Annotated in this window: 20 protein-coding genes and 1 pseudogene; 10 read left to right on the plus strand and 11 right to left on the minus strand. The window is 70.5% G+C overall.

The genetic code is table 11. From position 1 onward, the window contains the following. The first annotated feature begins 198 nt into the window (after positions 1–198). On the plus strand, positions 199–1356 hold the full coding sequence (locus OWR29_RS02300) for a tryptophan dimethylallyltransferase family protein (RefSeq protein WP_267560593.1): 1158 nt from the start codon (positions 199–201) through the stop codon (positions 1354–1356). A gap of 16 nt (positions 1357–1372) precedes the next feature. Beyond that, the gene (locus OWR29_RS02305; protein WP_267560595.1) at positions 1373–2746 is read left to right on the plus strand and encodes a tryptophanase; all 1374 of its coding nucleotides are present in this window, start codon (positions 1373–1375) and stop codon (positions 2744–2746) included. On the opposite strand, the gene OWR29_RS02310 is transcribed toward OWR29_RS02305, so the two are convergent. The 6 genes from OWR29_RS02310 to OWR29_RS02335 all read right to left on the minus strand — a co-directional run bounded on the left by OWR29_RS02310 (position 2736) and on the right by OWR29_RS02335 (position 7936). Next, positions 2736–3290, minus strand: coding sequence for a GTP-binding protein (locus OWR29_RS02310; RefSeq protein ID WP_267560596.1), 555 nt, complete (start codon positions 3288–3290; stop codon positions 2736–2738). The genes OWR29_RS02305 and OWR29_RS02310 overlap by 11 nt on opposite strands. Positions 3291–3306: 16 nt before the next feature. After that, positions 3307–3672: a DUF742 domain-containing protein gene (locus tag OWR29_RS02315; RefSeq protein ID WP_267560597.1), complete on the minus strand. Its 366-nt coding sequence runs from the start codon at positions 3670–3672 to the stop codon at positions 3307–3309. Further along, a complete protein-coding gene (locus tag OWR29_RS02320) occupies positions 3669–4079 on the minus strand; it encodes a roadblock/LC7 domain-containing protein (protein ID WP_267560598.1) in 411 nt (136 codons plus the stop codon). The genes OWR29_RS02315 and OWR29_RS02320 overlap by 4 nt, the downstream gene beginning before the upstream one ends. Further along, positions 4076–6382, minus strand: a complete 2307-nt coding sequence (locus tag OWR29_RS02325) for a sensor histidine kinase (protein ID WP_267560599.1) — start codon at positions 6380–6382, stop codon at positions 4076–4078. Before OWR29_RS02325 ends, OWR29_RS02320 begins: the two co-directional genes overlap by 4 nt. A 175-nt stretch (positions 6383–6557) precedes the next feature. Further along, a complete protein-coding gene (locus OWR29_RS02330; protein ID WP_267560600.1) occupies positions 6558–7337 on the minus strand; it encodes a hypothetical protein in 780 nt (259 codons plus the stop codon). Between the two features lie 242 nt (positions 7338–7579). Beyond that, positions 7580–7936: a hypothetical protein gene (locus tag OWR29_RS02335; RefSeq protein WP_267560601.1), complete on the minus strand. Its 357-nt coding sequence runs from the start codon at positions 7934–7936 to the stop codon at positions 7580–7582. Positions 7937–8086: 150 nt separating this feature from the next. On the opposite strand from OWR29_RS02335, the gene OWR29_RS02340 reads away from it, so the two are divergent. From OWR29_RS02340 to OWR29_RS02350, 3 genes are all read left to right on the plus strand, one after another. Next, complete coding sequence (locus OWR29_RS02340; RefSeq protein ID WP_267560602.1) at positions 8087–9163, plus strand: hypothetical protein; 1077 nt, start codon at positions 8087–8089, stop codon at positions 9161–9163. 67 nt (positions 9164–9230) lie between these two features. Beyond that, a complete protein-coding gene (locus tag OWR29_RS02345) occupies positions 9231–11492 on the plus strand; it encodes a putative bifunctional diguanylate cyclase/phosphodiesterase (protein WP_267560603.1) in 2262 nt (753 codons plus the stop codon). A gap of 19 nt (positions 11493–11511) precedes the next feature. Next, a complete protein-coding gene (locus OWR29_RS02350) occupies positions 11512–12744 on the plus strand; it encodes an alpha-hydroxy acid oxidase (RefSeq protein WP_267560604.1) in 1233 nt (410 codons plus the stop codon). On the opposite strand, the gene OWR29_RS02355 is transcribed toward OWR29_RS02350, so the two are convergent. Further along, a complete protein-coding gene (locus OWR29_RS02355; protein WP_267560605.1) occupies positions 12737–13678 on the minus strand; it encodes an endonuclease/exonuclease/phosphatase family protein in 942 nt (313 codons plus the stop codon). The two genes, OWR29_RS02350 and OWR29_RS02355, sit on opposite strands and share 8 nt — an antisense overlap. Before the next feature lie 75 nt (positions 13679–13753). Between OWR29_RS02355 and OWR29_RS02360 the strand changes: the two genes are divergently transcribed. Beyond that, a complete protein-coding gene (locus tag OWR29_RS02360; protein WP_267560606.1) occupies positions 13754–14665 on the plus strand; it encodes a GNAT family N-acetyltransferase in 912 nt (303 codons plus the stop codon). On the opposite strand, the gene OWR29_RS02365 is transcribed toward OWR29_RS02360, so the two are convergent. Together OWR29_RS02365 and OWR29_RS02370 are read right to left on the minus strand one after the other, a co-directional pair. Continuing rightward, entirely contained in the window at positions 14622–15122 is a 501-nt protein-coding gene (locus tag OWR29_RS02365; protein ID WP_267561172.1) for a GNAT family N-acetyltransferase, read from the minus strand. The two genes, OWR29_RS02360 and OWR29_RS02365, sit on opposite strands and share 44 nt — an antisense overlap. Before the next feature lie 186 nt (positions 15123–15308). After that, positions 15309–15605 carry a hypothetical protein gene (locus tag OWR29_RS02370; RefSeq protein WP_267560607.1) on the minus strand — a complete coding sequence of 99 codons (297 nt, stop codon included), beginning with the start codon at positions 15603–15605 and terminating at the stop codon, positions 15309–15311. Positions 15606–16024: 419 nt separating this feature from the next. On the opposite strand from OWR29_RS02370, the pseudogene OWR29_RS02375 reads away from it, so the two are divergent. Next, positions 16025–16351, plus strand: a pseudogene (locus OWR29_RS02375) (AAA family ATPase); the annotation flags it as partial. Here OWR29_RS02375 and OWR29_RS02380 read toward each other — a convergent pair. Both OWR29_RS02380 and qcrB read right to left on the minus strand, forming a co-directional pair. Then, positions 16313–16750, minus strand: a complete 438-nt coding sequence (locus OWR29_RS02380; RefSeq protein WP_267561188.1) for a hypothetical protein — start codon at positions 16748–16750, stop codon at positions 16313–16315. The pseudogene OWR29_RS02375 and the gene OWR29_RS02380 overlap by 39 nt on opposite strands. Before the next feature lie 33 nt (positions 16751–16783). After that, on the minus strand, positions 16784–18430 hold the full coding sequence (gene qcrB, locus OWR29_RS02385) for a cytochrome bc1 complex cytochrome b subunit (protein ID WP_438872545.1): 1647 nt from the start codon (positions 18428–18430) through the stop codon (positions 16784–16786). A gap of 102 nt (positions 18431–18532) precedes the next feature. Between qcrB and OWR29_RS02390 the strand changes: the two genes are divergently transcribed. The 3 genes from OWR29_RS02390 (at position 18533) to fxsT (ending at position 25540) form a co-directional block, all read left to right on the plus strand. Beyond that, positions 18533–19381, plus strand: a complete 849-nt coding sequence (locus OWR29_RS02390) for an alpha/beta fold hydrolase (protein ID WP_267560609.1) — start codon at positions 18533–18535, stop codon at positions 19379–19381. A gap of 156 nt (positions 19382–19537) precedes the next feature. Continuing rightward, positions 19538–21853 (plus strand): DUF4062 domain-containing protein, encoded by a 2316-nt coding sequence (locus OWR29_RS02395; RefSeq protein ID WP_267560610.1) that lies wholly within the window; start codon positions 19538–19540, stop codon positions 21851–21853. 6 nt (positions 21854–21859) lie between these two features. Then, complete coding sequence (gene fxsT, locus OWR29_RS02400; protein WP_267560611.1) at positions 21860–25540, plus strand: FxSxx-COOH system tetratricopeptide repeat protein; 3681 nt, start codon at positions 21860–21862, stop codon at positions 25538–25540. Positions 25541–25550 lie beyond the last annotated feature (10 nt).

Consider the following 25550-nt stretch of genomic DNA (forward strand, 5'->3'; position numbering starts at 1 on the left):
GTTTCCGCAGACGGTTGCGAACAGTAGCTGCTGTTCGCCCGACGTCGGGTGATTGATCCTTATCGGACGTCACCGCTCGTGATGAGACGCCGATCCAGGCTGCATTGTGATCCATGTCTCTCTCGACTAAGGGTGACTGTCCACTCACGATGGGTGAGTCAGCGGATCTTCCCCCCAGCCGCGGAACAGGAAAACTCCATGCGCCACTTCTCGGTCCTTCAACATCTGGCCGGGCAGCTCAACCCGTTGTGCCGGGTGCTCGATCTCGACCCGGCCGTTCCCCTCGACCTGCTGGCCGGCCTGCTCGGACCGCACGGCGCCCGCTCCTTGGCCGACCCGCCGGCCTGGCTTTCCGACATCGCCGACGATCACTCGCCGGTCGAGTTCTCCGTCGCCTTCAACGACCACGAGCCGCCGGCCCTGCGCATCCTGGCCGAGGTGCCCGGGATCGCGCCCGGCCTCGGGTCGAACACCCAGGCCGCGTACGCGTTCCTGGCCGCCAACGCCGACCGGTTCGGCCTGGCCACGACCCGCCTCGACGCCATCCGCAACCTGTTCACGGCGGCCAGCCCGACCAGCAGCGCGCCGACCTGGCCCGGCAGCGCCGCTCCAACGCTCACCAAAAGCGCCGCGACAACGCCCGGCGGAAGCTTCGCGCTGTGGTGCTCGCTGGTGTTCCGGCACGGCCGCGACCCCGAGTTCAAGGTCTACTTCAACCCGGAAGTGGCCGGAATAAGTCGCGCCCCCGAACTGGTCGAGGAGGCGCTGGGCACGCTCGGCCTGCGCGATGCCTACCGCATGATGCTGGCCCGCTCGATCCGCCCCGGCGAGCTGGGCCGCCGCGACCGCCTCTCGTTCTTCGCCCTCGACCTGCACGACGGCCCCCAGGCCCGGGTGAAGCTCTACGTCAGCCATTACGACGCCGACCCGGCCGACGCCGCCCGGGCGGCCGCCGTGGTGCCCGGCGTCGACCCGGACGAGGTGGCGGACTTCTGCCGATCCGCCGGTGGCCCCGGCCCTTTCGACCGCCGCCCGCTGGTCGGCAGCTACACGCTGGCCGGTGGCGCCGCCCAGCCGGTCGGCTACAGCGTCTACGTGCCGATCCGTGACTACGTCGACGACGATCTGGAGGCCCGAGACCGGGCCGCCGCCCTCGTCGCGCACCACGGTTTCAGCCCGGCCCTGCTGCACCGCTGCGTGGCCGCGGTGTCCCGCCGCCCGCTCGGCGCCGGGGTCGGCCTGATCGCGCACGTCTCGCTGCGGCTCGGCCCGCCCCGGCCGGGCGTCACGGTCTATCTGTCCGCCGAGGCGTACGACGTCACCCCGCCCCGATCGGTGTGGGTACCCGCAGCTTGACCGACAAGGAGAAACCGTGCCGCTGTCCCCGTACCGGATCAAGGTCGTCGAGCCGATCCCGTTCCTGAGCCCCGCCGAACGGGCCGCCGCCCTCGGCGAGGCGGGCTACAACCCGTTCAACCTGCGGGCCGACCAGATCACCATCGACCTGCTCTCGGACTCCGGCACGGGCGCCACCTCGGCCGCTCAGGAGGCGGCGGCCGCGCTGGGCGACGAGTCGTACGCCGGCGCCCGCTCGTGGTTCCGCTTCCTCGACGAGGTGGCCGACCTGACCGGCTACCCGCACGTGCTCCCGGTGCACCAGGGCCGGGCCGGCGAGCGCATCCTGTTCTCGACGATGCTGCGGCCGGGCCAGATCTGCGTGAGCAACACCCACTTCGACACCACGCACGCCAATGTGGAGCTGGCCGGGGCCGAGGCCCGCGACCTGCCCTGTCCCGAGGCGCTCGACCTGGACAGCCACGAGCCGTTCAAGGGCAACATAGACGTGGACGCGCTGGCCGCCCTGCTCGCCGGACCCGAGGGCGGGAAGGTCGGCCTGGTGCTGATGACCATCACCAACAACGGGCTCGGCGCGCAGCCGGTCTCGATGGCCAACCTGAACGCCGTACACAAGCTCTGTCGTCAGCACGGCGTGCCGTTCTTCCTCGACGCCGCCCGCTTCGCCGAAAACGCTTGGTACGTACGCGATCGCGAGCCCGGATACGCCGACTGGACGCCGCGGGCTATCGCCCGGCAGGCGTTCGACCTGGCCGACGGGTGCGTGATCAGCCTGAAGAAGGACGGGCTGTCGAGCATCGGCGGGTGCCTCGGCCTGCGGGACGACAGCTTGCACGCGCGCTGTGAGGCCCTGCTTATCGCGACCGAGGGCTTTTCGACGTACGGGGGATTGGCGGGACACGACCTGGAGCGACTCGCCGTGGGGCTGCGCGAAGTGGTGGATCCCGCGTATTTGCAAGCGCGCGCTTCGGCGACCGCGCACCTGGCCCGCATGATCAACGAGGCCGGGGTGGATATCGTGCAGCCGGCCGGCATGCACGCGCTCTATCTCAACGCGGGCCGCCTGCTGCCGCACCTGTCGCCGGCCGAGTTCCCCGGCCACTCGCTGGGCTGCCAGCTCTTCCTTGACGGCGGCATCCGCTGCGCCGAACTGGGTTCGCTGTATCTGGGCACCATGGACGAGCAGCATCGGCTGGTCACCGCGGCGCCCTTCGAACTCGTCCGGCTCGCCATCCCGCGCCGCGTCTACGGCCAGGAGCATTTCGAGTACGTGGCCGAGACGCTGGCCGGCATCGCCAAGGATCCCGAGCGGATCACCGGCTACCGCATCGTCTCCACGCCGCCGATGCTGCGGCATTTCAAGGTGCGGCTGGAGCCGATCAGGCCTTGACCTTCAGCCGGGCCATCGCGTGCCGCACGAGCGTGATCAGGGCCAGCTTGCTCGATTCCTTGTCCCGGGCGTCGCACCACACCAGCGGCACCCGGGAGTCCAGCTCGAGCGCCCCGCGGATCTCGTCCTCGGTGTAGTCGCACTCGCCGAAGAACCGGTTCACCGCGGTGACGAACGGGATGCCCCGCCGCTCGAAGTAGTCGACGGCGGGGAAGCTCGTGTCGAGCCGCCGCGTGTCGACCAGCACGATCGCGCCGACCGCGCCCTGGGCCAGCTCGTCCCACATGAACCAGAAGCGGTCCTGCCCCGGCGTGCCGAACAGGTACAGCACCACGTCCGGGCTGATCGTGATGCGCCCGAAGTCCAGCGCCACGGTGGTGGTGGACTTCCCCTCCACCCCCGTGGTGTCGTCCACCCCGAGGCTGGCCTCGGTCAGGATCTCCTCCGTGGTCAGCGGCGGGATCTCGCTCACCGAGGCCACCAGCGTCGTCTTGCCGGTGCCGAAGCCGCCGGCCACGACGATCTTGACCGATGTCCGGTCCACGTTGCGTCCCTTCGTCCTACAACCGTTCCAGGCCGGCGATCACCTGGTCGAGCACGTGGGTGTCGATGATCTTCTGCTGGGCCGGGGTGCCGACCGCGAGGTAACCCTGCTCGACCAGCACGTCGACCATCACCTTGGTGATGGCCAGCGGCAGCCGCAGGTAGGCGCCGATCTCGGCCACCGAGATCCAGCCGGCGCAGCGCCGCACGATCTCGAGGTACTCCGGCTCCAGCCGGCGGGTGTCGACCGGCAGCGCCACCACCTGCGTGGCCAGGTCGAGCGTGGAGTCGCGAGGCGACGTACGGCCGTTGACCAGCACGTACAACGGCACGAAGCGGCCCGCGGCGGACTCGTCGTCGCCGTCCCAGGTCTCGAAGCTCACGAGTCGACCGGCGCCGCGGTCCTCGCTCCGGTGCCCAGGAAGTCACCGATGCGGGTCACCAGCCGGCTCACCTCGTACGCGACCAGGCCCATGTCGACGTCCTGCTCGCACAGCACGGCCAGGCGCGCGTTCTGCCCGGCGGCCGCGATGAACAGGGTGTGCTCGCCGTACTCGATGATCACTTGGTGCACCGGCCCGCTCTTGAACCGGCGCCCGGTGCCGGCGGCCACGCTGTACATCGACGAGGCGCCCGCGGCCAGGATCTCGGCCAGGTCCTGAGCCATGAGCGACGACTTCTGGATGATCAGCCCGTCGGTGGAGAGCACCACCACCGAGACGACGTGCGGCACCTCGACGAGGTCGTCCAGCATCCAGGGAAGGTCGGTCGGGGTAGTCGGATCGGTCACGCGTTCCCGCCTTGCTCAGCGTCGGTGGTGTTCTCGTCGGTGCGTTCGGCCGCCGCGCCCTCGGCCCAGCCGCGCTGGTACCGGGCGAACCGCTGGCGGGCCTCCTCGGGTGAGCGGACCGGGATGGCCGCCGTGTCCTCTTCCTCCTCGTCGGCCTCCAGCAGTTCCGGGGCCAGGTGCTGCTGCGGGCGGCGGTGCGGCAGGGGCGGCTTCCCGGCCGGCTTCTCGGCCACCGGCTCCAGCACGGCGACCGCGGACCGGCTGGGTTGCACCTCAGGCGGGGCCGGGGCGGCGGGCGGGGCCGCGGGCACGATCGGCATGCCGCGGGTGTCGCCTTCGCGGTCGTTGTCGGCGCCCACGAGGATGCGCTCCGGCAGAAGCACGATTGCCAGCAGACCCCCGTACGCCGAACGCCGAAGGCTGATTTGCACGCCCTCACGCTTCGCGAGCTCGGCGACGACGTGCAGACCGATCTGAGCGCCGTCCCGCAGTTCCGTCACGTCGGGCGTCGGCGCCGTGGCCAGCAGCGTGTTGGCGCGCTCGACGGCCTCGGCCGACATGCCGACCCCGGCGTCCTCGATCTCGATCGCCACGCCGTGCTGGACCCGGCTCGAGGTGACCCAGACGGTCGTGTCCGGCGGCGAGAAGGCCAGCGCGTTGTCCAGCAGCTCGGCCAGCAGGTGGATGACCTCGGCCACCGCGTGCCCGGCCAGCGACACGTCGTTGGCCCGGCGCAGCGTGATCCGCTGGTAGTTGCGGGCCTCGGCGAACGCGGCCAGCAGCACCCGGCGCAGCGCCACCGGATTGTGGAAGCGCCGGCCGATCTGCCCGCCGGCCAGAATGACCAGGTTCTCGAGGAACCGGCGGGTCTGGTTGAGCTGGTGGTGGATGTCGAACAGGTTGGTCAGCAGCTTCTCGTCGCCCACCTGGGCCTGCAGATCCTCGACCACCTTGAGGCCGCGCTGCAGGGGACGCTGCGGGCGCCGGGCGACACCCATCAGCATGGCCGTGCCCGCCGTCCGGGCCTTGGCCTCGTCGACCGCCGCGCCCGCGGCCGCCTGCAGCGACCGGTTGATGACCCGGGCCACCTGGCCGATCTCGTCGCCGCCGTAGTCCGGTGCGGCGAACTCGGTGGCCAGGTCGACCTGCTCGCGGCGGCGCAGCCTGTCCATGACGGCGGGCAGCCGCTGGTCGACGAGCGTGTCGGCGTCGCTGCCGAGCTTGGCCAGGCGCACCGACAGGGCCCGGTCGACCAGCACCCGCGACTGGCGGACGGCCCACAGGATCGCCCCCAGCGCGATCGCGAGCGCCAGCAGCGAACCGAGGCTGGCCGTGAGGAGCTGATTGTTTCCCGTACGCAGGGTTCGCGCGGACACCTGGTCGGCTTGCCGGATCGTCAGGTCGATGAGGTCACCCGAGACCGCCGCCGTCAGCTGCGACCACCGGTCGACACCGATGCCGAGCGTGGGCGAGACCCGCTTGGCCCAGGGCCCGCCGGCCGTGATGCCGCCCTCGAGCTGGGTCAGCTGCTTCCACTCGGGACTCGCCTCGATCTCGGCGAACCGCTGCCGCACGGCCGGCTCGAAGTGCGGCGCGTTGGTGGCCAGCGCGGAATGGTAGGCCCCGACGAGGCGGACGAACTCGAGGTAGTCGGCCCGGCTGAGCGGGCCCGAGGCGAGCGCGCCGTCGATCAGCGACCCGGCCCGCGACATGAGGTCGCTGGCCCGGAACACCTCGGTGGCGATGATGCCGCCCTGGGTGGCGGTCACGTCGGGCACCACGCGGGCCTGGTTGTCGAACAGCTCGGTGGCCGCGTCGAGCAGGCTGTTGTAGAAGGCGTACGCGTCCGGCCCGGTCATCGTGCGGGCGTCGATCGCGCTGCGGGTGGTGGCCAGCCGGTCCAGGTAGCCGGTCAGCTCGCTCCAGCGATCCTTGATCGACTGCGGGGCCTGCCCGAGCGCGCCGTCGGCCGCCTGGCGCAGCGCGTCCACCTGCTGGTCGCTCTGCCGGCGGCGGTCGAGCAGGGCGGTCAGGCCGTTGGCCGGGCGGGCCAGGTAGGCCACGCTCAGCCGGCGCTCCTGCTGCAGGGAGGACAGGGCGGTCACGGCCGGGATGGAGACCTGCCGCACCGAGTTGGCCACGGCCCGGTTGTAGAAGCCCTGGAAGACCAGGTAGCCGGAGGCCGCGAACCAGATCAGCAGGGCCACCACACTGGGCACCAGCACGAGCCGCACGACCCGCCGCGCGATGGACTGCTGCCGCGGGTTGCGATCCGCCGCCTGACCAGCCGATGTGGACGTCAAAAGTCGTTCCAATCCGGTTCGAGGAAGGGTGGCGCACGGCGCCCCGTGACCGGCGGAAAATCCCCGCGCCGGCCCGCCGTCGATCAAGCGCTGCAAACCCTAGCGTCGCCCGTTACCCGGCACCAGTCGTCAGACGTATCCCCGGGTCCGAAGTAGATCACAATCTGGTCGACCTTCAGTCCGCCCCCAGATCAGGCCGCCGGCTCAGCGCGAACGCACCCGCCACCACCAGCCCGATCCCCGCCCCGACCACCATGCGGACGTCCTCGGTGTCGCTCAGCAGCGCCAGGAACCCGATCAGGGCCAGCCAGGTCGCCGGCGTGAACAGCACCTTCGACGTGCTCACCATGAGGTGGTAGCGCGGCCCTTCCTGCGCCCACGACCGCGCGTCATCATCGGCGGCGCCGGCGTCCGCCTCCTCGGCGATCGCGTGCCACCGCTCCTCCCGCTTGTGCTCACGCCGCTCGTAGTAGCGCCGCCAGAGCCGCGGCCGGGACGAGTCGGTCCAGAAGCCGGACGGCATGCCGAGCTGGTCGAAGATGTAGACGCAGGCGACGAACAGCGCCAGCGACGAGGCGAGGGCGACGACCGCGATCACCTGGGCGACCGTCCACCGGTCGGTGGCCAGCAGCAGCAGGCCGCTGAGCGCGGTGAACACGAAGCCGGCGAGGAAGGTGGACACCGTCATCTTCGACTGCACCTTGGGCTGCAGCTGACCGTCCTGATGGTCGTACGTCGGATAGCGGAACCAGATCGTCCCGCGCCCCGCCACCAGGTCGGCCAGGCAGTCACCCTGGACGCAGACCACCTCGCCGTGCGCCAGTGGCCGGGCGCGGGTTCCGGTCAGCTCGGCGACGAGGTTGCTCAACCGTCCCTCGTGCCCGACCAGCAGAACACCCCGGCGCCGTTCCAGATCCGGATCCAGAGCGGTGGCCTGCTCGACGAGAGTGTCCACGTCGTCCGGCCCACCGCACGGTGTGAGGGCGGGCAGCTCATGAACCGGGATTGCCTGGTCCGGTTGGGAGAGATGCGCCATTTCGACGGCGTGACTTCTCGAACTGCTGAAGCAGGAATCGACGGTGCACTTCCGCAGCCGTAAGGCCCGGGCGACGAGCTGCGCCTGGTGCCGCCCGTGCCCACTCAGCTCACCCTCGCCGGGGAGCCGAGCCCCGTGGCGGACCAGCAGCACATCCACGGTCAGCGCCCTTCGAGCGCAGCCTTGATCGTCGGGTTCTCCCGCATCAGCCGGCCGGTGTTCTCGTCGACCATGGTGACCGCGGTGGTCAGGGCGTTGTGCAGGACGCGCGAACGCTCGGTCTGTGCGTTCGCGTCCGACACCGTCCGGGCGGCGACGTCGGTCGCGGTCTGCGCGGCCTCGGTGGCCGCGACGGACGCCTGCCGGGTGAAGAAGTAGGTGACGAAGGCGCCTGTCACCACTCCCAGGACCGGAGCCAGCGTTTCAATGATGTCCCGCACGTCCGAGGCTTGCCAGCGAGCGGTGGCGGTGACCAGGACGGCACCCAACAGGAGGAGGATGCCGACCGCGACGACCACGGCCGGCCAGTCGCTCCTCGACGGTGCGCGTGGCGATCGGTACGTCATGCGGCCAGAGTGAGCCCGCCGGGCCGTTGTGTCAGTCAATTGCGCGACGCGGGCCGTTTCGGTGATCGACCTGGGCGGTGCAGGGGCGGAAGATAGGTAGCCGTGAGCACCGGGGCTGCCGTGGTTTTCGTCGCCGTCGTGGCGGCGCGGTTTCTGCTGCCGTTGGCCATTCCGTACTACCCGTTGCCGGCGGTCATCGCCTGCCTCGTGCTGGACGGGGTGGACCAGACGATCTTCCAGGCGTTCGGCTACGACCCGCCGGGGTATCAGTCGTACGACAAAGCAATGGATGTCTATTACCTGGCCATCGCCTACCTGTCGACGCTGCGGAACTGGACCAGCGAACCCGCGTTCCGGATCTCGCGGTTCCTCTTCTTCTACCGGCTCGCCGGCGCGCTGTTGTTCGAGTTGACGCAGTTGCGCTGGTTGCTGCTGGTGTTCCCGAACGTCTTCGAGTACTTCTTCATCGCGTACGAGACGGTCCGCTCCCGCTGGTCGCCGCTGACCTTCCTGGTCAGCTGGTGGCTGAGCGCGGCCGGCCTGATCTGGGTGGTCATCAAGCTGCCGCAGGAGTGGTGGCTGCACGTGGCCCAGCTCGACGTCACCGACGAGCTGGCCAAGCACCAGTGGGCCATCGGGCTGCTGGTCGCCCTGGCCGCCGGGCTCGTCGTCCTGTTCCAGCGGGTGGTCCGGCCCCGGCTGCGCCCGGCCGACTGGGACTGGCAGATCAAGCCCGAGCCGCTGCCCGAGCAGATCGACGAGCCGCACGAGCGGGAGGCCTGGCGGGTCAAGTACGACGCCGTGTGGTCGCGCAACACGCTCGAGAAGGTCTTCCTGCTCGGCCTGATCTGCGCCATCTTCGCCGAGATGCTGCCCGACTACACCGGCTCGATGAGCAACCTGTTCGTCGGCACCGCCATCGTCGTCGTCCTCAACACCGTGGTCTCGCTGGCCATCGCCCGCCGCGCCTGGACCATCAAGACCATCGCCGCCACGTTCGGCGTCCGGCTGCTGCTGAACATCGCCTTCGCCACCCTGGCCAACTGGATCCTCGACAACCAGCTCGACGGCTGGGACACCCTGTTTTTCCTGACGATGATCTCGCTGATCACCACCCTGCACGACCGCTGGCGCCCGATCCACGAGTTCCGCACCCGGGAGCCGGTGCCGGCGGCCTGACATTTCCCTCACCTCGACGTCCGGCCGGCCGATGGTCAGAAGTCGAGAGCTAGGGGGAGGTGGCCAGATGAGGGCGTTTCGGCGGGATCCGATCCTGATGGCGCTGCTGGCCGTGACCCTGACCGGTTTCGCGCTGTTCGTGCTGTTCGAGGGCGATCCGCGACGGCAGTCGCAGGTGTTCTGGTGTGCGCAGGTGCCGATGGACGCCGCCCTCGCGTACGGGGCTTGGCGGTTGCGGGCGCTCGTGCCGCACTACCGGAAGTTCTGGTCGGCCATCGCCTTCGCCGGCTCGTCGTTCACCGTGGGCGACAGCTTCCAGGCGGTGCACACGCTGCTGAACCCGGCCACCGCCTCGACCGCCGGGACAACCGTACAGTCGGCGTTCTTCATCGTCGGAATGTCGAGCAACGTCCTGGCCTGCCTGCTCTTCCCGCACGGTCTGCGCTCGGCCCGCGAGAAACTGGTCTTCTGGCTCGACGCGACCACCGTGCTCGTCGGCGGCGGCGTCATGGCCTGGTGTTTCGCCGTCTACCCGGTGACCGCGCCGGCCGACCGGGTGACCGCCAGCATCACCGCCGCGCTGGTTGTGGTCGGTGCCTTCTCGGCCACGAAAGCGGCACTGGTGCCGCGTCCGCCGATGGCTCGCAAGGCGGCCTGGCCGATGGTCGCCGCGCCTGTCGTCCAGGGTCTGGCCTCGTTCCTGCCCGGCTCGTTCCAGAACCAGGACCGCTGGTACGTCTTCGTTGTGCTGCTGATGCCGTCGCTGCTCATCGCCATCGGGCCCCGCATCCAGGAGACGGTGGTCCGCGCCGACGGACCGGTTCAGCCGGCCAAGCGCAAGCCCTACAGCCTTCTGCCGTACGGCATGATCGCCGTTACCTTCGCCGTCTTCCTCATCGTTCTGCCGGCCGACGTCTCCACCCGGTTCTGGGGCGCCACCGCGGGCGTCGTCGTCATCACCGCGCTGGTCGCGGCCCGGCAGCTCATCGCGTTCCAGGACAACGTGCGGCTGATCGACCGGCTCGACGTCGCGCTCGAGCACCTCACCGACCAGGAGGTGCTGCTGCGCGAGCAGGCCTCGACCGACGGGCTGACCGGGCTGGCCAACCGTACGCACTTCACCGAGCAGCTCGAGATCCACCTCGACGCCGGCCGGTCGCCGTCGGTGCTGCTCATCGACCTGGACGACTTCAAGACGGTCAACGACACGATGGGCCACGCGGCCGGCGACGCGCTGCTGGTCGAGGTGGCCGGGCGGCTGCGGGCCACGGTCCGCGCCGACGACCTGGTCTCGCGGCTGGGCGGCGACGAGTTCACCATCCTGCTGCCCGACACCGGCCCCGAGGGCGCCCGCCGGGTCGCCGACGACCTGCAGGCCGGGCTGGGCGGATACACCCGGGCCAGCATCGGCGTGGCGTGGGCCCGGCCCGGCGACGAGCCGGCCACCCTGCTCAGCAACGCCGACATCGCCATGTACGAGGCGAAGCGGCGCGGCAAGGGCACCTCGGTCTGCTTCAGCGACGAGATGGGCGAACGCACCGCGGCCGACGCCGAGATCATCCGCGACCTCGGCCAGGCCGTCGAGGCCGGTCAGTTCACGCTGGTCTACCAGCCCATCGTGGCGCTCGACGACCTGCGGATGACCGGCGTCGAGGCCCTGATCCGGTGGAATCACCCAACCCGGGGCCTGGTCTCGCCGGTCGAGTTCATCCCGCTGGCCGAGCGCTCCGGGCACATCGTGGCCATCGGGGCGTGGGCGCTGCGCGAGGCGTCCCGCCAGGCCGCCCAGTGGCGAGCCGACTTCCCGGGCGCCGGCAGCCTGACCGTGGGCGTCAACGTGGCCGGCCGTCAGCTGCGCAGCCCCGGCTTCGTCGATGAGGTGGCCGCCGTACTGCGCGACACCGGCCTGCCGCCGGGCCTGCTCAGTATCGAGGTCACCGAGACCGCGGTGCTCGACGACGAGGAGTCGGCGGCGGCCCTGCTGGGCCTGCGCGGTCTCGGTCTGCGGCTGGCCCTGGACGACTTCGGCACCGCCGCGTCCTCGCTCGGCCTGCTGCTGACCGTCCCCGTGACCACGCTCAAGCTGGACCGCTCGTTCGTCGAGTCGATCACCACCGTCGGGCGGCAGGCGGCCGTGGCCAACGCGGTCAGCCAGATGGCCAACGCGCTCGACTTCTCGTCGGTGGCCGAGGGCATCGAGACCGACGAGCAGCGCGACCTGATCCGGGGCCTGGGCTACAAGTACGGCCAGGGCTACCTGTTCGGCCGTCCGCTGCCGCCGCACGAGGTGGCGGCCCGGCTGGAAACCATCGACGGCGTTGTGGTCTGAACGGTCGTAGGCTGGCCCTATGGTCCAGCGACAGGTTCCCCGGCCGGCCGAGATCCTCGAGCTCATGCGGTTCAAGAAGCCGCAGCTGAACGGGCGCACGCGCCGGCTCGAGGCGGCGCTCACGATCGAGGATCTGCGGCTGATCGCCAAGCGCCGCACGCCCCGGGCCGCCTTCGACTACACCGACGGCGCGGCCGAGGGCGAGCTCTCCCTGGCGCGGGCGCGGCAGGCGTTCCAGGACGTCGAGTTCCACCCGTCCGTGCTGAGCGACGTCGCGAACGTCGACACGGCCACCACCGTCTTCGGCGGCCCGTCGGCGCTGCCGTTCGGCATCGGCCCGACCGGGTTCACCCGGCTCATGCAGACCGAGGGCGAGACGGCCGGCGCCGGTGCGGCCGCCGCCGCGGGCATCCCGTTCTGCCTCTCCACCCTGGGCACGACCAGCATCGAGACGGTGAAAGAGGTCAACCCGGCCGGCCGCAACTGGTTCCAGCTCTACGTGATGAAACAGCGCGAGATCTCGTACGCGTTGGTCGAGCGCGCCGCCAAGGCCGGCTTCGACACGTTGTTCTTCACCGTCGACACCCCCGTGGCCGGCGCCCGGCTGCGCGACAAGCGCAACGGCTTCAGCATCCCGCCCCAGCTCAGCCTGCGCACGATCGCCAACGCGGTGCCCCGTCCCTGGTGGTGGTACGACTTCCTGACCACGCCGAAGCTCGAGTTCGCCTCGCTGTCGGCCACCGGCGGCACGGTCGGCGAACTGCTCGACGCGGCCATGGACCCCACCATCAGCTACGAGGACCTGCGCATAGTCCGCGAGATGTGGCCCGGCAAGCTGGCCGTCAAGGGCGTGCAGACCGTCGAGGACGCCAAGAAGCTGGCCGGCCTGGGCGTCGACGGCATAGTGCTGTCGAACCACGGCGGCCGCCAGCTCGACCGCGCCCCCATCCCGTTCCACCTGCTGCCCAAGGTGGTGCGCGAGGTCGGCCAGGACGTCGAGGTCACCGTCGACACCGGCATCATGAACGGGGCCGACATCGTCGCGTGCATCGCGCTGGGTGCGCGGTTCACCTTCATCGGCCGGGCTTATCTGTACGGGTTGATGGCGGGCGGACGACCCGGTGTCGACCGGGCCATCCAGATCCTGACCGAGCAGATCGTCCGCACCATGAAGTTGCTCGGCGCCCACAGCCTCGACGAGCTGAGCCCGGCCCACGTCACCCAGCTCACCCGCCTCGTACCCGTCAATTGAGGCGCAGACGGACCTGGACGGGGAAATGGTCGCTCGGGAACTGGCGGCCGGTGTGATGGGTGTTGACGAGCGCGGCCGTGGCGGTGACGCCCGGTGAGGTGAGGATCCAGTCGATGCGGGGGCCGTCCGGCTGGATCGGCTGGTAGCCGTGGAACGTGTTGTAGGCCGGGCCGCGGGTGGCGGCGGTGGTCCACGTGTCCTGCAAGCCGGCCTGGTTGACCAGCAGGTTGTAGACGTAGCTGCCCGATCCGGCGGGGGTGTTGAAGTCACCGGTCAGGATGATCGGCAGCTTCGGGTTCAGCGCGGACAGGCGGCTGCGGATCAGCTCGGCGGCGTGGCGGCGGGCATTTTCGCTGGCGTTGTCGAGGTGGGTGTTGACGGCGTAGAAACGCGTGCCGGTTGCGCGATCGACGAACCGGACCCAGGTGACCATGCGTACGGAGAAACCGCCCCACGTCTCGGAACCGGGCACGGTCGGCGTGTCGGAAAGCCAGAAATTTCCGTACGCCTGGGGAGTGAGCCGCTGCTTGCGGTAGAACACGGCCATGAACTCGCCGATGGTGCCGCCCAGCCGCCCCTTGCCGATGTAGTCGTACCCGTCGCCCAGGTCGGCCTTGATGTCCTGCAGCTGGTGAACGAGGCCTTCCTGGGTGCCGATCAGGTCGGGCTGCTCGGCCGTCAGCAGCTTTTTCATGACCGGCCGCCGCTGAACCCACGAGTTCGGCTCGACGATCCCCGCGTACCGGAGGTTGAAGGTCATCACCTGCAGATCGGCGGCCGCCGCCCGACCCGCGAGCGCCTCCATCGCCGGCAGAACCGGCCCGATCGCCGCCACGGTGACCGACAGCATGCTCACGACGGCGAGCGCAGCCGAGATCAGCGACCGCAGGGCACCCCGCCGCCCCGCCGCGAATCGACCGCCGCGAATCGCCATGCCGCCATGATAGTTGGCGGGGTCCGCCGGCCACCGCGCTTGCCCGCCTGTCGCGCTCCGCTGCAGGATGCGGACATGCCCGACTCCAAGGCCATGGGGCAGTGGTTCGACCTGATGGTCGCGGCGCCCGACTTCCTCGCGCCGAGCCGTCGCGAACACGAGGCCCGGTTCGAGCACCCATGGCCCGCGACGGTCGAGGAGGTGTCACTGGCCCGCGACGGCGACCAGGTGGTCGGGGGCGCGTCGTATCTGCTGCCGCAGGCCGAGAACCAGCACATGCTGCAGGCGGAGCTGGTCGTGCACCCGAAGTATCGCCGTCGCGGTATCGGCACCGGGCTAATGAACGACGTTGTCGCGGCCGCCCGGCGGCACGGCCGTAGCCTGATCGAGGTCGAGGTGGCGCGGCCCGGCGACGGCTACGACTATCTCAAGCACCGGGGGCACCGGCCGGGCATGACCAGCATCAGGTCGCGCCTGGAGGTGACGGACGCCGAGGTGCCGAGTCCGGCCGACGGCTATTCGCTCGTGCAGTGGCGCGACGCGGTGCCCTCCGAGATCATCGGCGACGTGGCCGCGCTGCAAGGCCGGCTGTCGCTGGCCACCTCCACCGGCGGCCCGCAGGTCTTCGACCCCGATCGCGTATGGGCCCAAGAGGCGACGCAGCTCGGCCGGGGTCACCGCTGGTATTCCACCGCGGCCCGGCACGATGCGACCGGCCGGATCGTCGCCCGCACCAAGCTGGCCTTCGAGTCGGACGACGACGCCCAGGCCCGCCAGCGGATCACCATCGTCGAGCCCGCCCACCGCGGCCACGGCTTGGGCTTGGCGGTGAAGGCGGCCAATCATGCGTACGCGAGATCGTTCGAGCCGAGAATGCGGTACATCGAGGCGTGGAACGCCGAGAACAACACGCACATGCGCGCGGTGAACGCCAAGCTAGGCTTCAAGCCGGTCGACGAGTGGTGCGTGTTCCAGCTGCCGGCCTGAGCAGCATGGTGTCGGAGTTGCCGTTGCGCCCGACCACCTCGAAGCCCGGCCGCTCGTACAGCCATCGAACGGCGTTGCCGTCCTCGACGCTGAGGCTCAGCCCAGGCAGACGTCGCTCCCAGGCGGCCTCGATGACGTTGCTCATCAGCCGCGTCGCCACGCCGCGACCGCGGGCCTGCGGCAGCACACCGAGCGTCAGCTCAGGAACATCGGGTGCCACGAAGCCGTAGCCGGCGCGGTCGGCCGGCAGCGCACGGCCCCAGACAGCACCCACCGGCGCACCGTCGACCATCGCCACCACGCCCAAGTCGCCGTCGGCCGGGAATTCTTCGAGATAGCGCCGCGCCATCGCGTCGGTCCGGATCCAGTCGAGGGTGAAGCGGGCTTCGGACCAGTTGTACGCCTCCAACAGCACCCGCTCGAGGAAGGGCACATCCCGCACGTCCGCCGGCCGCATCAACACAGGCCCACGCTATCGAGAGCCACCGACCGCGGACGATCCGATCGTGCCGCGGGTTCGGCGGCAGCTCGCTCCGATCGCGCCTGCCGGGGGTTCGACGACAGCCCGCCCCGAAGGCGCCCGCGGCGACCTCGAAGCCCGAGCGAGCACGGCGGCCCGCCCGGCGTCTTCGATCAGCCGGCCTCAGCGACCGGCGGCCGGCGGACTGTACTGGTCGCATCGGCTGGCCTGCCCGGCCTCGGTGAGGGTCCACCCGGCGCAGAGGCGCAGCGGAGGCTGGACTCCCCGGAACATGTAGGACGCCTGCGCACGGAACGGCGTGCGCCCGCGACCACAGTGGCGCGCGACCGTACGCCATTCGAGCCCGTCGGCCGGTCCGCTGGCCCCCACCTGCAGGACGGCACACCGGAACAAATTCCGGCCGGTCAGAGCGCCGGTGATGCGGAACGGAGGCACCGGCCGCTCCGGAATGCTCATCATGTGCTCGTACTTGCCCTGCGCAACGACACTGCCGATGGAAAGGCGAAACCTGGCCGGGTCGACGGCAGCGGCCGCGGAGGCGGGGTCCGCAGCGACGCGAGCTGCGAGGTCTTGTGCTCCAGCGGCAGGAGCTGCGGCGGTCGGAGCTGCGACGGCGGGGGCTGCGGTGGCGCGGCCTGCGACGGCGTGTGCCGCAGCGCCGCGGCGCGCGACGACGGGGCTCGTGGCGGCCTGCGCTGCAGTCGCGGGGGCGGCGAGCTCAGAAGTTGTAGCGACGGGGGCCGCGACGGCACGGGCCGAAGCGGCGTCAGCTGCCATGGCGGGCGCTGCGGGGGCAAGCAGGGTGACGCCGGCAAGCGTGCTGAGGACGAGGTTTTTCACAAGAAGAACAACGGTGATCGCTGGTGGGAGGACTCGTTATGCGCAATTACATCCTTACGGGCACGCCGGGCTCGGGAAAGACAGCCCTGCTCCGGTGGCTGGAGCTGGCCGGTTACGCCGTCGTCGAAGAGGCGGCCACGGACGTCATCGCCCTACGACAGGCGCTAGGCGTCGAGGAGCCGTGGCGCGAACCAGGCTTCCTTGAGCGCATCGCAGACCTGCAGCGCCGCCGTCACCAAGCCGCCGAGCGACAAGGCGCCGGAGTCGAAAGTGGCCTGTCCGGACCAGCGCCGAGCGGCCCAGGTGCCATCGTCTTCTTCGACCGGTCACCGGTGTGCACTCTGGCGCTCAGCCGCCACCTCGGCCTTCCGGCACCCGACAACCTGTTGCAAGAGGTTGAGCGAATGCGCGCTGACCTGCACGTATCGGCCGGCGAGTTGGTCGAAGGTGAGCGAATGTTGCGTGCGCGGGCTGAGTCGTTGGTTGAAGGTGAGCGAAGGCGTACGGGCCCGCTCGCGGCGGGTCGGCCGATGGCTGAAGGTGAGCGAATGCGTGCCGACTTGCGCGCGGCGGCTCTGTCGACGGTCGAAGGTGAGCGAGTGGACGGCGGATTGCACGTTTCGGCCGACGGACTGGCTGAAGGTGAGCGAATGGACACTGGGTTGCACGTCTTGGGTGCCGCACTGGTCGAAGGTGAGCGAATGGGCGGTCGGCGGATGTACGAAGCGACGGTCTTCTTCGTGCGCAACCAAGGGTTTGTGCAACCTACGGCTGCTCGACGGATTGGTCTTGCGGAGTCACTGGCGTTTGAGCGGATCCATGAGGCGGCGTACCTCGAGCTCGGCTTCCGGCTCGTCGACGTGCCGGCTGGGCCTCTCGAGGGGCGGGGCGCTCTCGTCCTTCACAGCCTCGGGGGGTGAGGGGCGTTCGAGCGGGAAGAAGAAACCCTTGATCGCGGGGGCCAGGGCGCCTAGGCGGTTCATCTTCTTCGGCACTACCCAACCTGCGTACGGGGAAGGCTTTTCGGACAAGGGCTGATGGACCTCGACGAAAGCGCCGGTGGGGAGGCGGCGGATTATTCCGGTTTCTACGCCGTGGGCCAGGACCTCGCGGTCGTGTTGTTGCAGGCCCAGGCACAGGCGGACGGTGATCCAGTAGGTCAGGGGCGGGCCCACCAGCAGGCCGATGCGGCCGGCCCAAGTCATCGCGTTCAGGCTTACGTGGAACTTGTCGGCGATGATGTCGTTGCCGCCGGAGATCGTGGCTATCAGGAAGAACGTGAGGGCCATGACCCCCACGCCGGTGCGGTGTGGGACGTCGCGCGGGCGTTGCAGCAGGTTGTGGCGTTCGTAGTCCTTCGTCATGCGTCTTTCGAGGAACGGATAGATGGCGGTCAGCGTCAGCAACGCGCCGAAACCGACGACCGACGGCCAGAAGATGGGCGGGATGCTGTAGCCGTCGCCGATCGGGATGGTGATCTGCCAGGCCGGCATGAGGCGCACCAGGCCGTCCAGGAACATGACGTACCAGTCGGGCTGGCTGGCCGCTGACACGTCGGCCGCCCGGTACGGGCCGAACAGCCAGACCGGGTTGATCTGGAACAGGCCGGCGCTGAGCGCGATCACGGCGGTCACCGACAGGAACATGCCGCCCTGCTTGAGCGCGTACCGGGGGAACATGCGCTCGCCGACCACGTTGTGCTCGGTCCGGCCGGGGCCCGGCCATTGTGTGTGTTTCTGCACGAACACCAGGCCGACATGCACGACCACGAGCGCCAGCAGCACGGCCGGGATGAGCAGGACGTGCAGGATGAAGAACCGGCCGATGATCAGCTCGCTGGGGAACTCGCCGCCGAACAGCGCCGCCGACAGCCAGGTGCCGACGACCGGGATCGACAGGATGATGGCCGAGGCGATGCGCAGCCCGGTGCCGGAGAGGCCGTCGTCGGGCAGCGAGTAACCGGTGAAGCCGGCCAGGAACCCGAACACGAACAGGCCCACACCCAGCAGCCAGTTGGCCTCGCGCGGCTTGCGGAAGGCGCCGGTGAAGAACGTGCGCGCCATGTGCACGACGATCGCGGCCATGAACAGCAGCGCCGCCCAGTGGTGCATCTGGCGCAGGAACAGCCCGCCGCGCACCTCGAACGACAAGTTGAGTGTCGATTCGTACGCCCGGGACACCTCGACGCCGCGCAGCGCCGGATACGAGCCCTGATACGTGACCTCCTGCATCGACGGCTCGTAGAACAGCGTCAGGAACACCCCGGTCAGGATCAACATGACGAACGAGAACAACGCGATCTCGCCCAACAGGAACGACCAGTGGTCGGGGAACACCTTGTTGAGCAGCCCGCGCAGGGGCGTGGCGACCCGGAATCGCTCGTCCACCCCGGCCGCGGCGGCTGACACCTGCTGAGCTCGCGTCCGTTTGGTTCGCACCACCATGACCACATGACTGCGGAGCCCCGGCCGATGTGACAGTTCTGGCGCTCAGTGAGGCGCCGGTCACACAGCTGAGGGAAAGGCGCGTTCCCGCGTATGCCGGGCATGGACCAGATCACCACGCGTGGATTGACGTTCGATGTGTACGCGGCGGGGCCACCGGACGGCGAGCCGGTGCTCCTGCTGCACGGCTTTCCCCAGGACCGCCGGGAGTTCGCGGGGTTGCTGCCCAAACTGCACAAGGCCGGAATGCGTACGTACGTGTACGACCAACGCGGCTATGCGCCGGGCGCCCGGCCGGCGGACGTCGGCGACTACCGGCTGACCGAGGCCGTCGCCGACGCCGTAGCCGTGCTGGACGCGCTCGGTCTGAATGCGGTTCATGTCGTCGGGCACGACTGGGGCGCCCAGGTCGGCTGGCGGCTCGCGGCCGACCATCCCGAGCGGGTGCTGAGCCTGACCGCCGTGTCGCTGCCGCATCCGGAGGCCCTGGCCCGCGCGGTCAAGAAGCACGGCGTCCAGCGCCTTCGCCTCGCCTACACCGCCTTGTTGCGCTCGCGGGCCGGCGAGGGCCTGGCCCGGCTGCTGATGCAGCAACTGCTGCGCCGCTTGGGGGTGCGAGGCCTTCCCTACGTACGAGCGATGCGCGACCGCCGCCGTCTGACCGCGGCCCTCAATTGGTACCGGGCGCTCGACGACCCCCGGGTGCCGGTGATCGGCCCGGTCGGCGTGCCGACGACCTTCGTCTGGGGCACGCGCGACTTCGTGGTCGGCCGGGCTGCCGCGGAAAGCACGGCCGACCTGGTCGACGAGGACTACCGCTTCGTGACGTTGCGCCGGGTCGGCCACTGGGTGCCGGAGGAGGCGCCCGGCCCGCTGCTCGAAGCCATCGTCGATCGGGTGCGAAAGGGCGCCCGCGAGGAACACCGGGGCGGCCTGGCGTCCGGCCGATGAAGCGCGACGTGGCGGCCGTCGGCGGCTCGTGCGCGCAGCTGGAAAGAAATGCGTGCACGCAGCTGGGGGAGAAATGCGTGCACGCAGCTGGGGAGGAACACGTGCACGCAGCTGGGGGAGGGAAGAGATCGACCGTGGACGGTAGGGTGGCCTGCTGTGGCGGACGACATACTGCGCGTGTTTCTGAGCCACACGTCTGAGCTCAGGGCCCACCCGGACGGGCGCAACTTCGTCGCGGCGGCCGAGTCGGCGGTGCTCAAGGTGGGCTGGGTGCCGGCCGACATGCAGTACTTCGCGACCCGGGACGAGAAGCCGGCGGCGGTGTGCATCGAGGCCGTCGAGAAGGCCGACATCTTCGTCGGGCTGCTCGGCTTCCGCTGGGGCAGCGCGGTCACCGACGAGCCCGGCAAGTCCTACACGGAACTCGAGTTCGACACGGCCAGCCGGATGAAGCCGCCCCTGACCCGGCTGATGTTCCTGCTCGCGGGCAATCGAGCGCTGCCCATCCCGCCCGACCTGCTGCGCGACGAGAACAGCGCCAAACAGGACGCTTTCCGTACGCGAGTGCTGCACGAAGGCCTGGTCGTCGGTTCGGTGGCCGGCCCGGACGAGTTCGAGGCGGCGCTCATCCACGCGCTGACCGAGGAGAAGGACCGGCGGCGCCGCAAGGACAACGCCGAACGCGCCACGATCGGGCCGGCCACGTCGCCGCTCGCACGCGGGCGCACGGTGCGGTTGCATTCCCATCCGGCCGACGGCGAGCGGCGCGCGCATCTCGCCGGTCTGCTCGGCCGGGTGGGCTTTGTGGTGTCGGCCGAGGACGGCGACGGGCCGATGATCGTCGGCGCGACCTACCGCGCGGTGGCCACCGGGATGCTCAGCGACCCCGGCTCGCGGCCCGACGTCATCGTGGAGCTCGACGAGGATCTGGCCATCACGTCCGACGCCGTACGCGTCCCGGCCTACGACACGACAGCGGACGAGGTCGTCGAGCGGCTGCGGGTGGCGCTGGCCGCGTTCTTGCCGCCCGAGCCGGTCGTCCCGGTGGCGGCCCCGGCGTCGGCGGCCGCCCCCGACGCCCTCGACCAGCTGACCGACGAGCTGGACTTCGACCCGGAGCACATCGCGGCCTTCCGGGCCGACCTGCGGCCGGAACGGCTGCGCATGTTGCCGGCCGGGCTGTCGGACCGGCAGTTCCTGGAGAGCTGCGCCCTGATGAGCGGCGGCCGGCTGACCCGGGCCGGCGTGCTGCTGTTCGGCCGCCAGCCGGAGCGAGTGCTGCCCTCCGCGCTCGTGCAGTGCACCCATTACCTCGGCACCGACAGGACGGCCGCCCGCGAGTCCGAGCACATGCACGGGCCGATCGCCCAGCAGATCGAGCGGGCCCGGCAGTTCATCGCCGACCGCACGGGCGAGGGCCACCCGGCCGAGTATCCGATGATCGCCGTACGCGAAGTGCTTGCCAACGCCCTGGTGCACCGCGACTACGAGGACCGCGAGCGCACGGTCCACGTCCGCCTGTTCGCCGACCGCCTCGAGATCAGCAGTCCGGGCGCCTGGGCCGGCCGCGACCTGGCCGACGACCAGGCGCAGGACCTGGGCGCGCTGGCCGGGGAGTCGCGCCGCCGCAATTTCCGGCTGGCCAGCGCGCTGACCTGGGTCAAACTGGTCGAGGGCGAGGGCAGCGGCATCCCGACGGCGGTGGCCGACTGCACCCGGCTGGACGCCCCGGAGCCGGTCGTCGTCCGGCAGAACGGTTTCGTCAAGGTGGTGCTGCGGCCGGGCCGGCGCAACCAGCCGGCGCCGGTGTGGAACATCCCGGCCCACACGGTTGATTTTGTCGGCCGCGAAGACCTGCTGCGCCAGGTCGAGGACGCCTTTGCCGAGGGCGGGCCGTCGGCGGTGGTCCTGCACGGCGGCGACGGGGTCGGCAAGACGGCCCTTGCCATCGAGTACGCGCGGCGGCACGCCGACGACTACGACATCGCCTGGTACATCAGCAACGGCGAGCCCTACCAGGTCGCGGACCAGCTCACCCTGCTGGCCCGGACTCTCCAGCCGTCGGTGGCCCCGGGCCTGGCCGACCTGGCCACGGCCCTGCGCGGGAAGCGGTCGTTGGTGGTGATCGACGATGTCGCCGACCCGGCTCACGTTCTGCCGCTGTTGCCGGCCGAAGCCGGGCACGTGCTGATCACCTCACCGCGCGGGGACCGAACCGGTGTCAGGCCGATCGCCGTCGGGACGTTCGGCCGCGCCGAATCGATCGAGCTGCTGCGGATCCGCGACGAGGAACTGACCGTCAGCCAGGCCGACCGGCTGGCGGCGGCGGTGGAGGACTTCCCGAAGGATGTGGCGGTCGTGGTCGATCTGCTGCGGGAAGCCGGACTCAGCGTCGAGGACTATCTGCGCGCGTTCGGGCGCGAGGCACGCGACGAGACGCCGGGGCCGGACCGATCCGGCCCGGTAGATTGACCTGCTGTGTCGGACCGTTCCCTGCGGGTCTTCCTGAGCTACAGCTCAGACCTGCTCGCGCACCCGGCCGGGCGGGACTTCGCGTCCGCGGCCGAGAGGGCGGTCACCCGGGCCAATTGCTCGTTCGTCCACACGGAAGGCCACGGCGGCCCGCGCCTGGCCGAGCAGATCGACGCGGCTGATGTCTACGTGGGTCTGGCCGGTTCTCGCTACGGATCGCCGGCCGAGGACGACCCCACCCGGTCGTACGCGGAAATCGAATTCGACGCCGCCAGCTCGCAGAAACCGCCGCTGACGCGCCTGGTTTTTCTGTTCGCTGATCGGTCCGGCACCGATTCGAGGCAGCGGGTCTTCCAGCGCCGGCTGCGGGAATCAGGCCTGGTCGTCGCGGAAGTCACCGACCTGTACGAGCTCGAAACCGCTCTTTTCGAGGCGCTGACCGAGGAGAAGGACCGCCGGCGGGCCAAGGATGCGGCCGAGCTGCCCGCGCGTCCCGGCCAAGCGGTCCGGCGGCGCGTCGTCCGGCTGCTCGCGCACCCGAAGGACCGCGAGCCGGCCGCCGAACTCACCCGCTGGCTGCACGCCGCCGGTTTCACTTCGGACGACGGCTACGACGCTCCTCAGGTGGTGTGTGCGACCTATCGCGCGGTCGGCACCGGATGGCTCGACGAGCAGGTGCTGGGGCCGAGGTCGGTGCTGGTCGAGATGGACGAGGACCTCGATCTGGGTCCGCTGGCCGGTCGGCACAGCGTTCCCGCGTACGGGTTGAGTGGCGAGAGTGTGACGTCGGGCCTCCGCTCGCTGTTAGCTCCGTACTTTCCGCCCGAGCCGCCCGGCGAGGAGCCGGCCGCCGTGGTCACCGACCCCGAGCACGGCCAACTGGACTATCTGGAGCAGCTGACCGACGCCGACACGTTCGACCTGGACGAGGTCGGCGACTTCCGCCGGAAGCTACGCCGGGACGTGGCCGAGCGGCTGCCCGACAGCCTTTCGGCGTGGCAGTTCCTGGAGCGTTGCGGCCTCATGCGCGGCCGCCGGTTGACCCGGGCCGGGGTTCTGCTGTTCGGCAACGACCCCACCGTCGTGCTGCCCACCGCCGTGGTGCAGTGCGTCCAGTATTTCGGCGACGACCTGACCGCCCGCCGCGAACGCGTCGACCTGCACGGGCCGCTGGCCCGCCAGATCGAGCGGGCGTGGCGGTTCATCGCCGACCGGGTGCGGCAGGGCGAGGCGCCGTCCGCGTCCAGCGCGCGATCCGAGCCGGTCTACCGCTATCCCATGGTGGCGGTGCGCGAGGTGCTGGCCAACGCGCTGGTGCACCGCAATTACGAGGATCGCGGGCGCTCGGTCCACGTGCGCCTGTTCGCGAACCGGCTCGAGATCAGCAGTCCGGGGGACTGGGAGGGCCGGGATCTGCCGCCCGGCACCGAGCAGAGCCTGTCGGCGCTGGCCGGCGAGTCGCGCCACCGCAATTTTCGCGTGGCCAGCACGCTCAGCTGGACCGGGCTGGTCGAGGGCGAGGGCAGCGGCATTCCCAGCACGGTGGCCGACTGCGCCCGGGCCGGGGCGCCGGAACCGGTGGTGACCCACGCCGACGGGTTCGTCCGGGTCGTGCTGCGCCCCGCCGCCGGCAAGGGAGGTGAGGCGGCCGCGGGCGAGAAGGTGTGGAACATCCCGGCCCGTACGGCCGCCTTCACCGGCCGCGAGAGCGAGCTCGGCGACCTGTCGCAGAAGATCGAGCGCGGCGGTCCGACGGTGGTTCAGGCCATGGTCGGCATGGGCGGCGTGGGCAAGTCGGCGGCGGCCATCGAGTACGCCCATCGGCACAGCACCGACTACGACGTCGCGTGGTGGGTGAACGCGGGCGACCCGGCGCTGATCCCCGACCAGCTGGCCGAGCTGGCCCGCGCTCTCGGCGTGGTCGACCGCAACGCCCCGGTGGAGAGCGCGGTGGCCCGCCTCGGCGGCGCCCTGCGCGACCGCGACCGGTGGCTGATCGTCTTCGACAACGCCGAGGATCCGCAGTCGCTGAACCGGTTCCTGCCCAGCGGGCGCGGCCACATCATCATCACCTCGCGGACCTCGGACTGGCGGCACGTGGCCCGCACCCAGCAGGTGGACGTCTTCTCGCGCGAGGAATCGGTGCGGCTGCTGCGATCGGGCGTACCTAATCTCAATGATCGGGACGCAGGCCGGGTCGCCGAAGCGCTCGGGGATCTGCCGCTCGCGGTCGCGCTGAGCGCCGCCTTCCTGGCCGAGACCGGCATCGAGGTCGACGAGTACCTGCAGAGCATCACCGCGCACGAGCTGCTGGGGCGCCCGGCCAACCGCTTCCCCGAGTCGGTGGCCGTCTCGTCCCAGCTGGCCTTCGACCGCCTCGACGACCAGAACCCGGCCGCGTTGCAACTGCTGACGATGCTGGCCTGGCTGGCCCCGGATCCGGTGCCTCGCACACTGTTCACCGACCACGCGGACACGCTGCCCGGACCACTGTCCGACACGGCCCGCCGCCCGTTGGCGTTCGCCGAGGCGGCCGGCCTCCTCACCCGTTTCAGCCTCGCCCGGGTCACGCCGGACACCCTGCAGCTGCACCGCCTGATGGCCGCCCTGCTGCGAGAGCGCGCCACGGATCAGAACCCCGGCCACGACTGGCGGTTCCGGACGGCGCGGCTGCTGACGAACGCGACCGACGACCTGCCGGCCGACGAGCCCCGGAGCTGGCCGCAGTGGTCGCGGCTGCTCCCGCATGTGCTGGCGACGGGCGACGCGGTCGAGGATCCGCGCCTGCTGAGCCGGGCCGCCGACTATCTGCACGCCCGCGGCCAGGCCTCGGCGGCGCTACCGCTGCGCGATCGCGTGCTGCGGATCGACCGCGAGCATCTGGGCGAGAACCATGCCAAGACGTTGACCTCGGCGGCCAACCTGGCGGTGGAACTGGCCGCGACCGGCCGGATCGCCGAGGCGCGCGACCTGCTCGAGGACACGGTGGGCCGGCAGCGACGGGTGCTGGGTCAGGACGATCCGGGCACGCTGGCCGCGACCGAGAACCTGGCCAACGTGCTCCGCGCGCTGGGCGAACTGGAGCGCGCCCGCGAACTGTCGGAGGATGTCTTCACCCGGCGGCGACGGCTCTTGGGCCCGGAGTTCCCGGCGACGCTCACGAGCGCCGGCAATCTGGGCACCAGCCTGCTGGCGATGGGGCTGCTGGACGAAGCCCGGGCCTTGTTCGAGCACGTGCTCGAGCTGCAGCGCCGGGCCGTCGGCCCCGATCATCCGGACACGCTCACCACGGTCAGCAATCTGGCCGCCGTGCTGCGCCAGGCGGGGCGCTACCGGGAGGCCCGCGACCTGGACGAGGAGAACCTGGCTCGCCGCACCCGGATCCTCGGCGGCGACCACCCGGCCACCCTCACGACGGCCTACAACCTGACCGTCGATCACGCGGGTCTGGGCGACGAGGCCGCCGCGAGACGGTCGGCCGGCTCGATCGTGGCGCAGTCGTCGCAGGCGGGCGGCGATCCCTCGCGGCAGCAGTTGGCGGTGCTGGCCGCCCTCATCGATCAGGGCCTGGTGAACACGGGGGACATCGGCTCGGCCTGGGAAGCGGCACTGCGTCAGGTCGTCCGCGACAGTGATGTCGTGGTCCCCCCGGCCGAAGACCTCTACCGCCTGGAAAGGCGCGATTAACGGCCGGGGT

Source organism: Paractinoplanes pyxinae (genome assembly GCF_026626335.1).
GTDB classification, from domain to species: Bacteria; Actinomycetota; Actinomycetes; order Mycobacteriales; family Micromonosporaceae; genus Actinoplanes; species Actinoplanes pyxinae.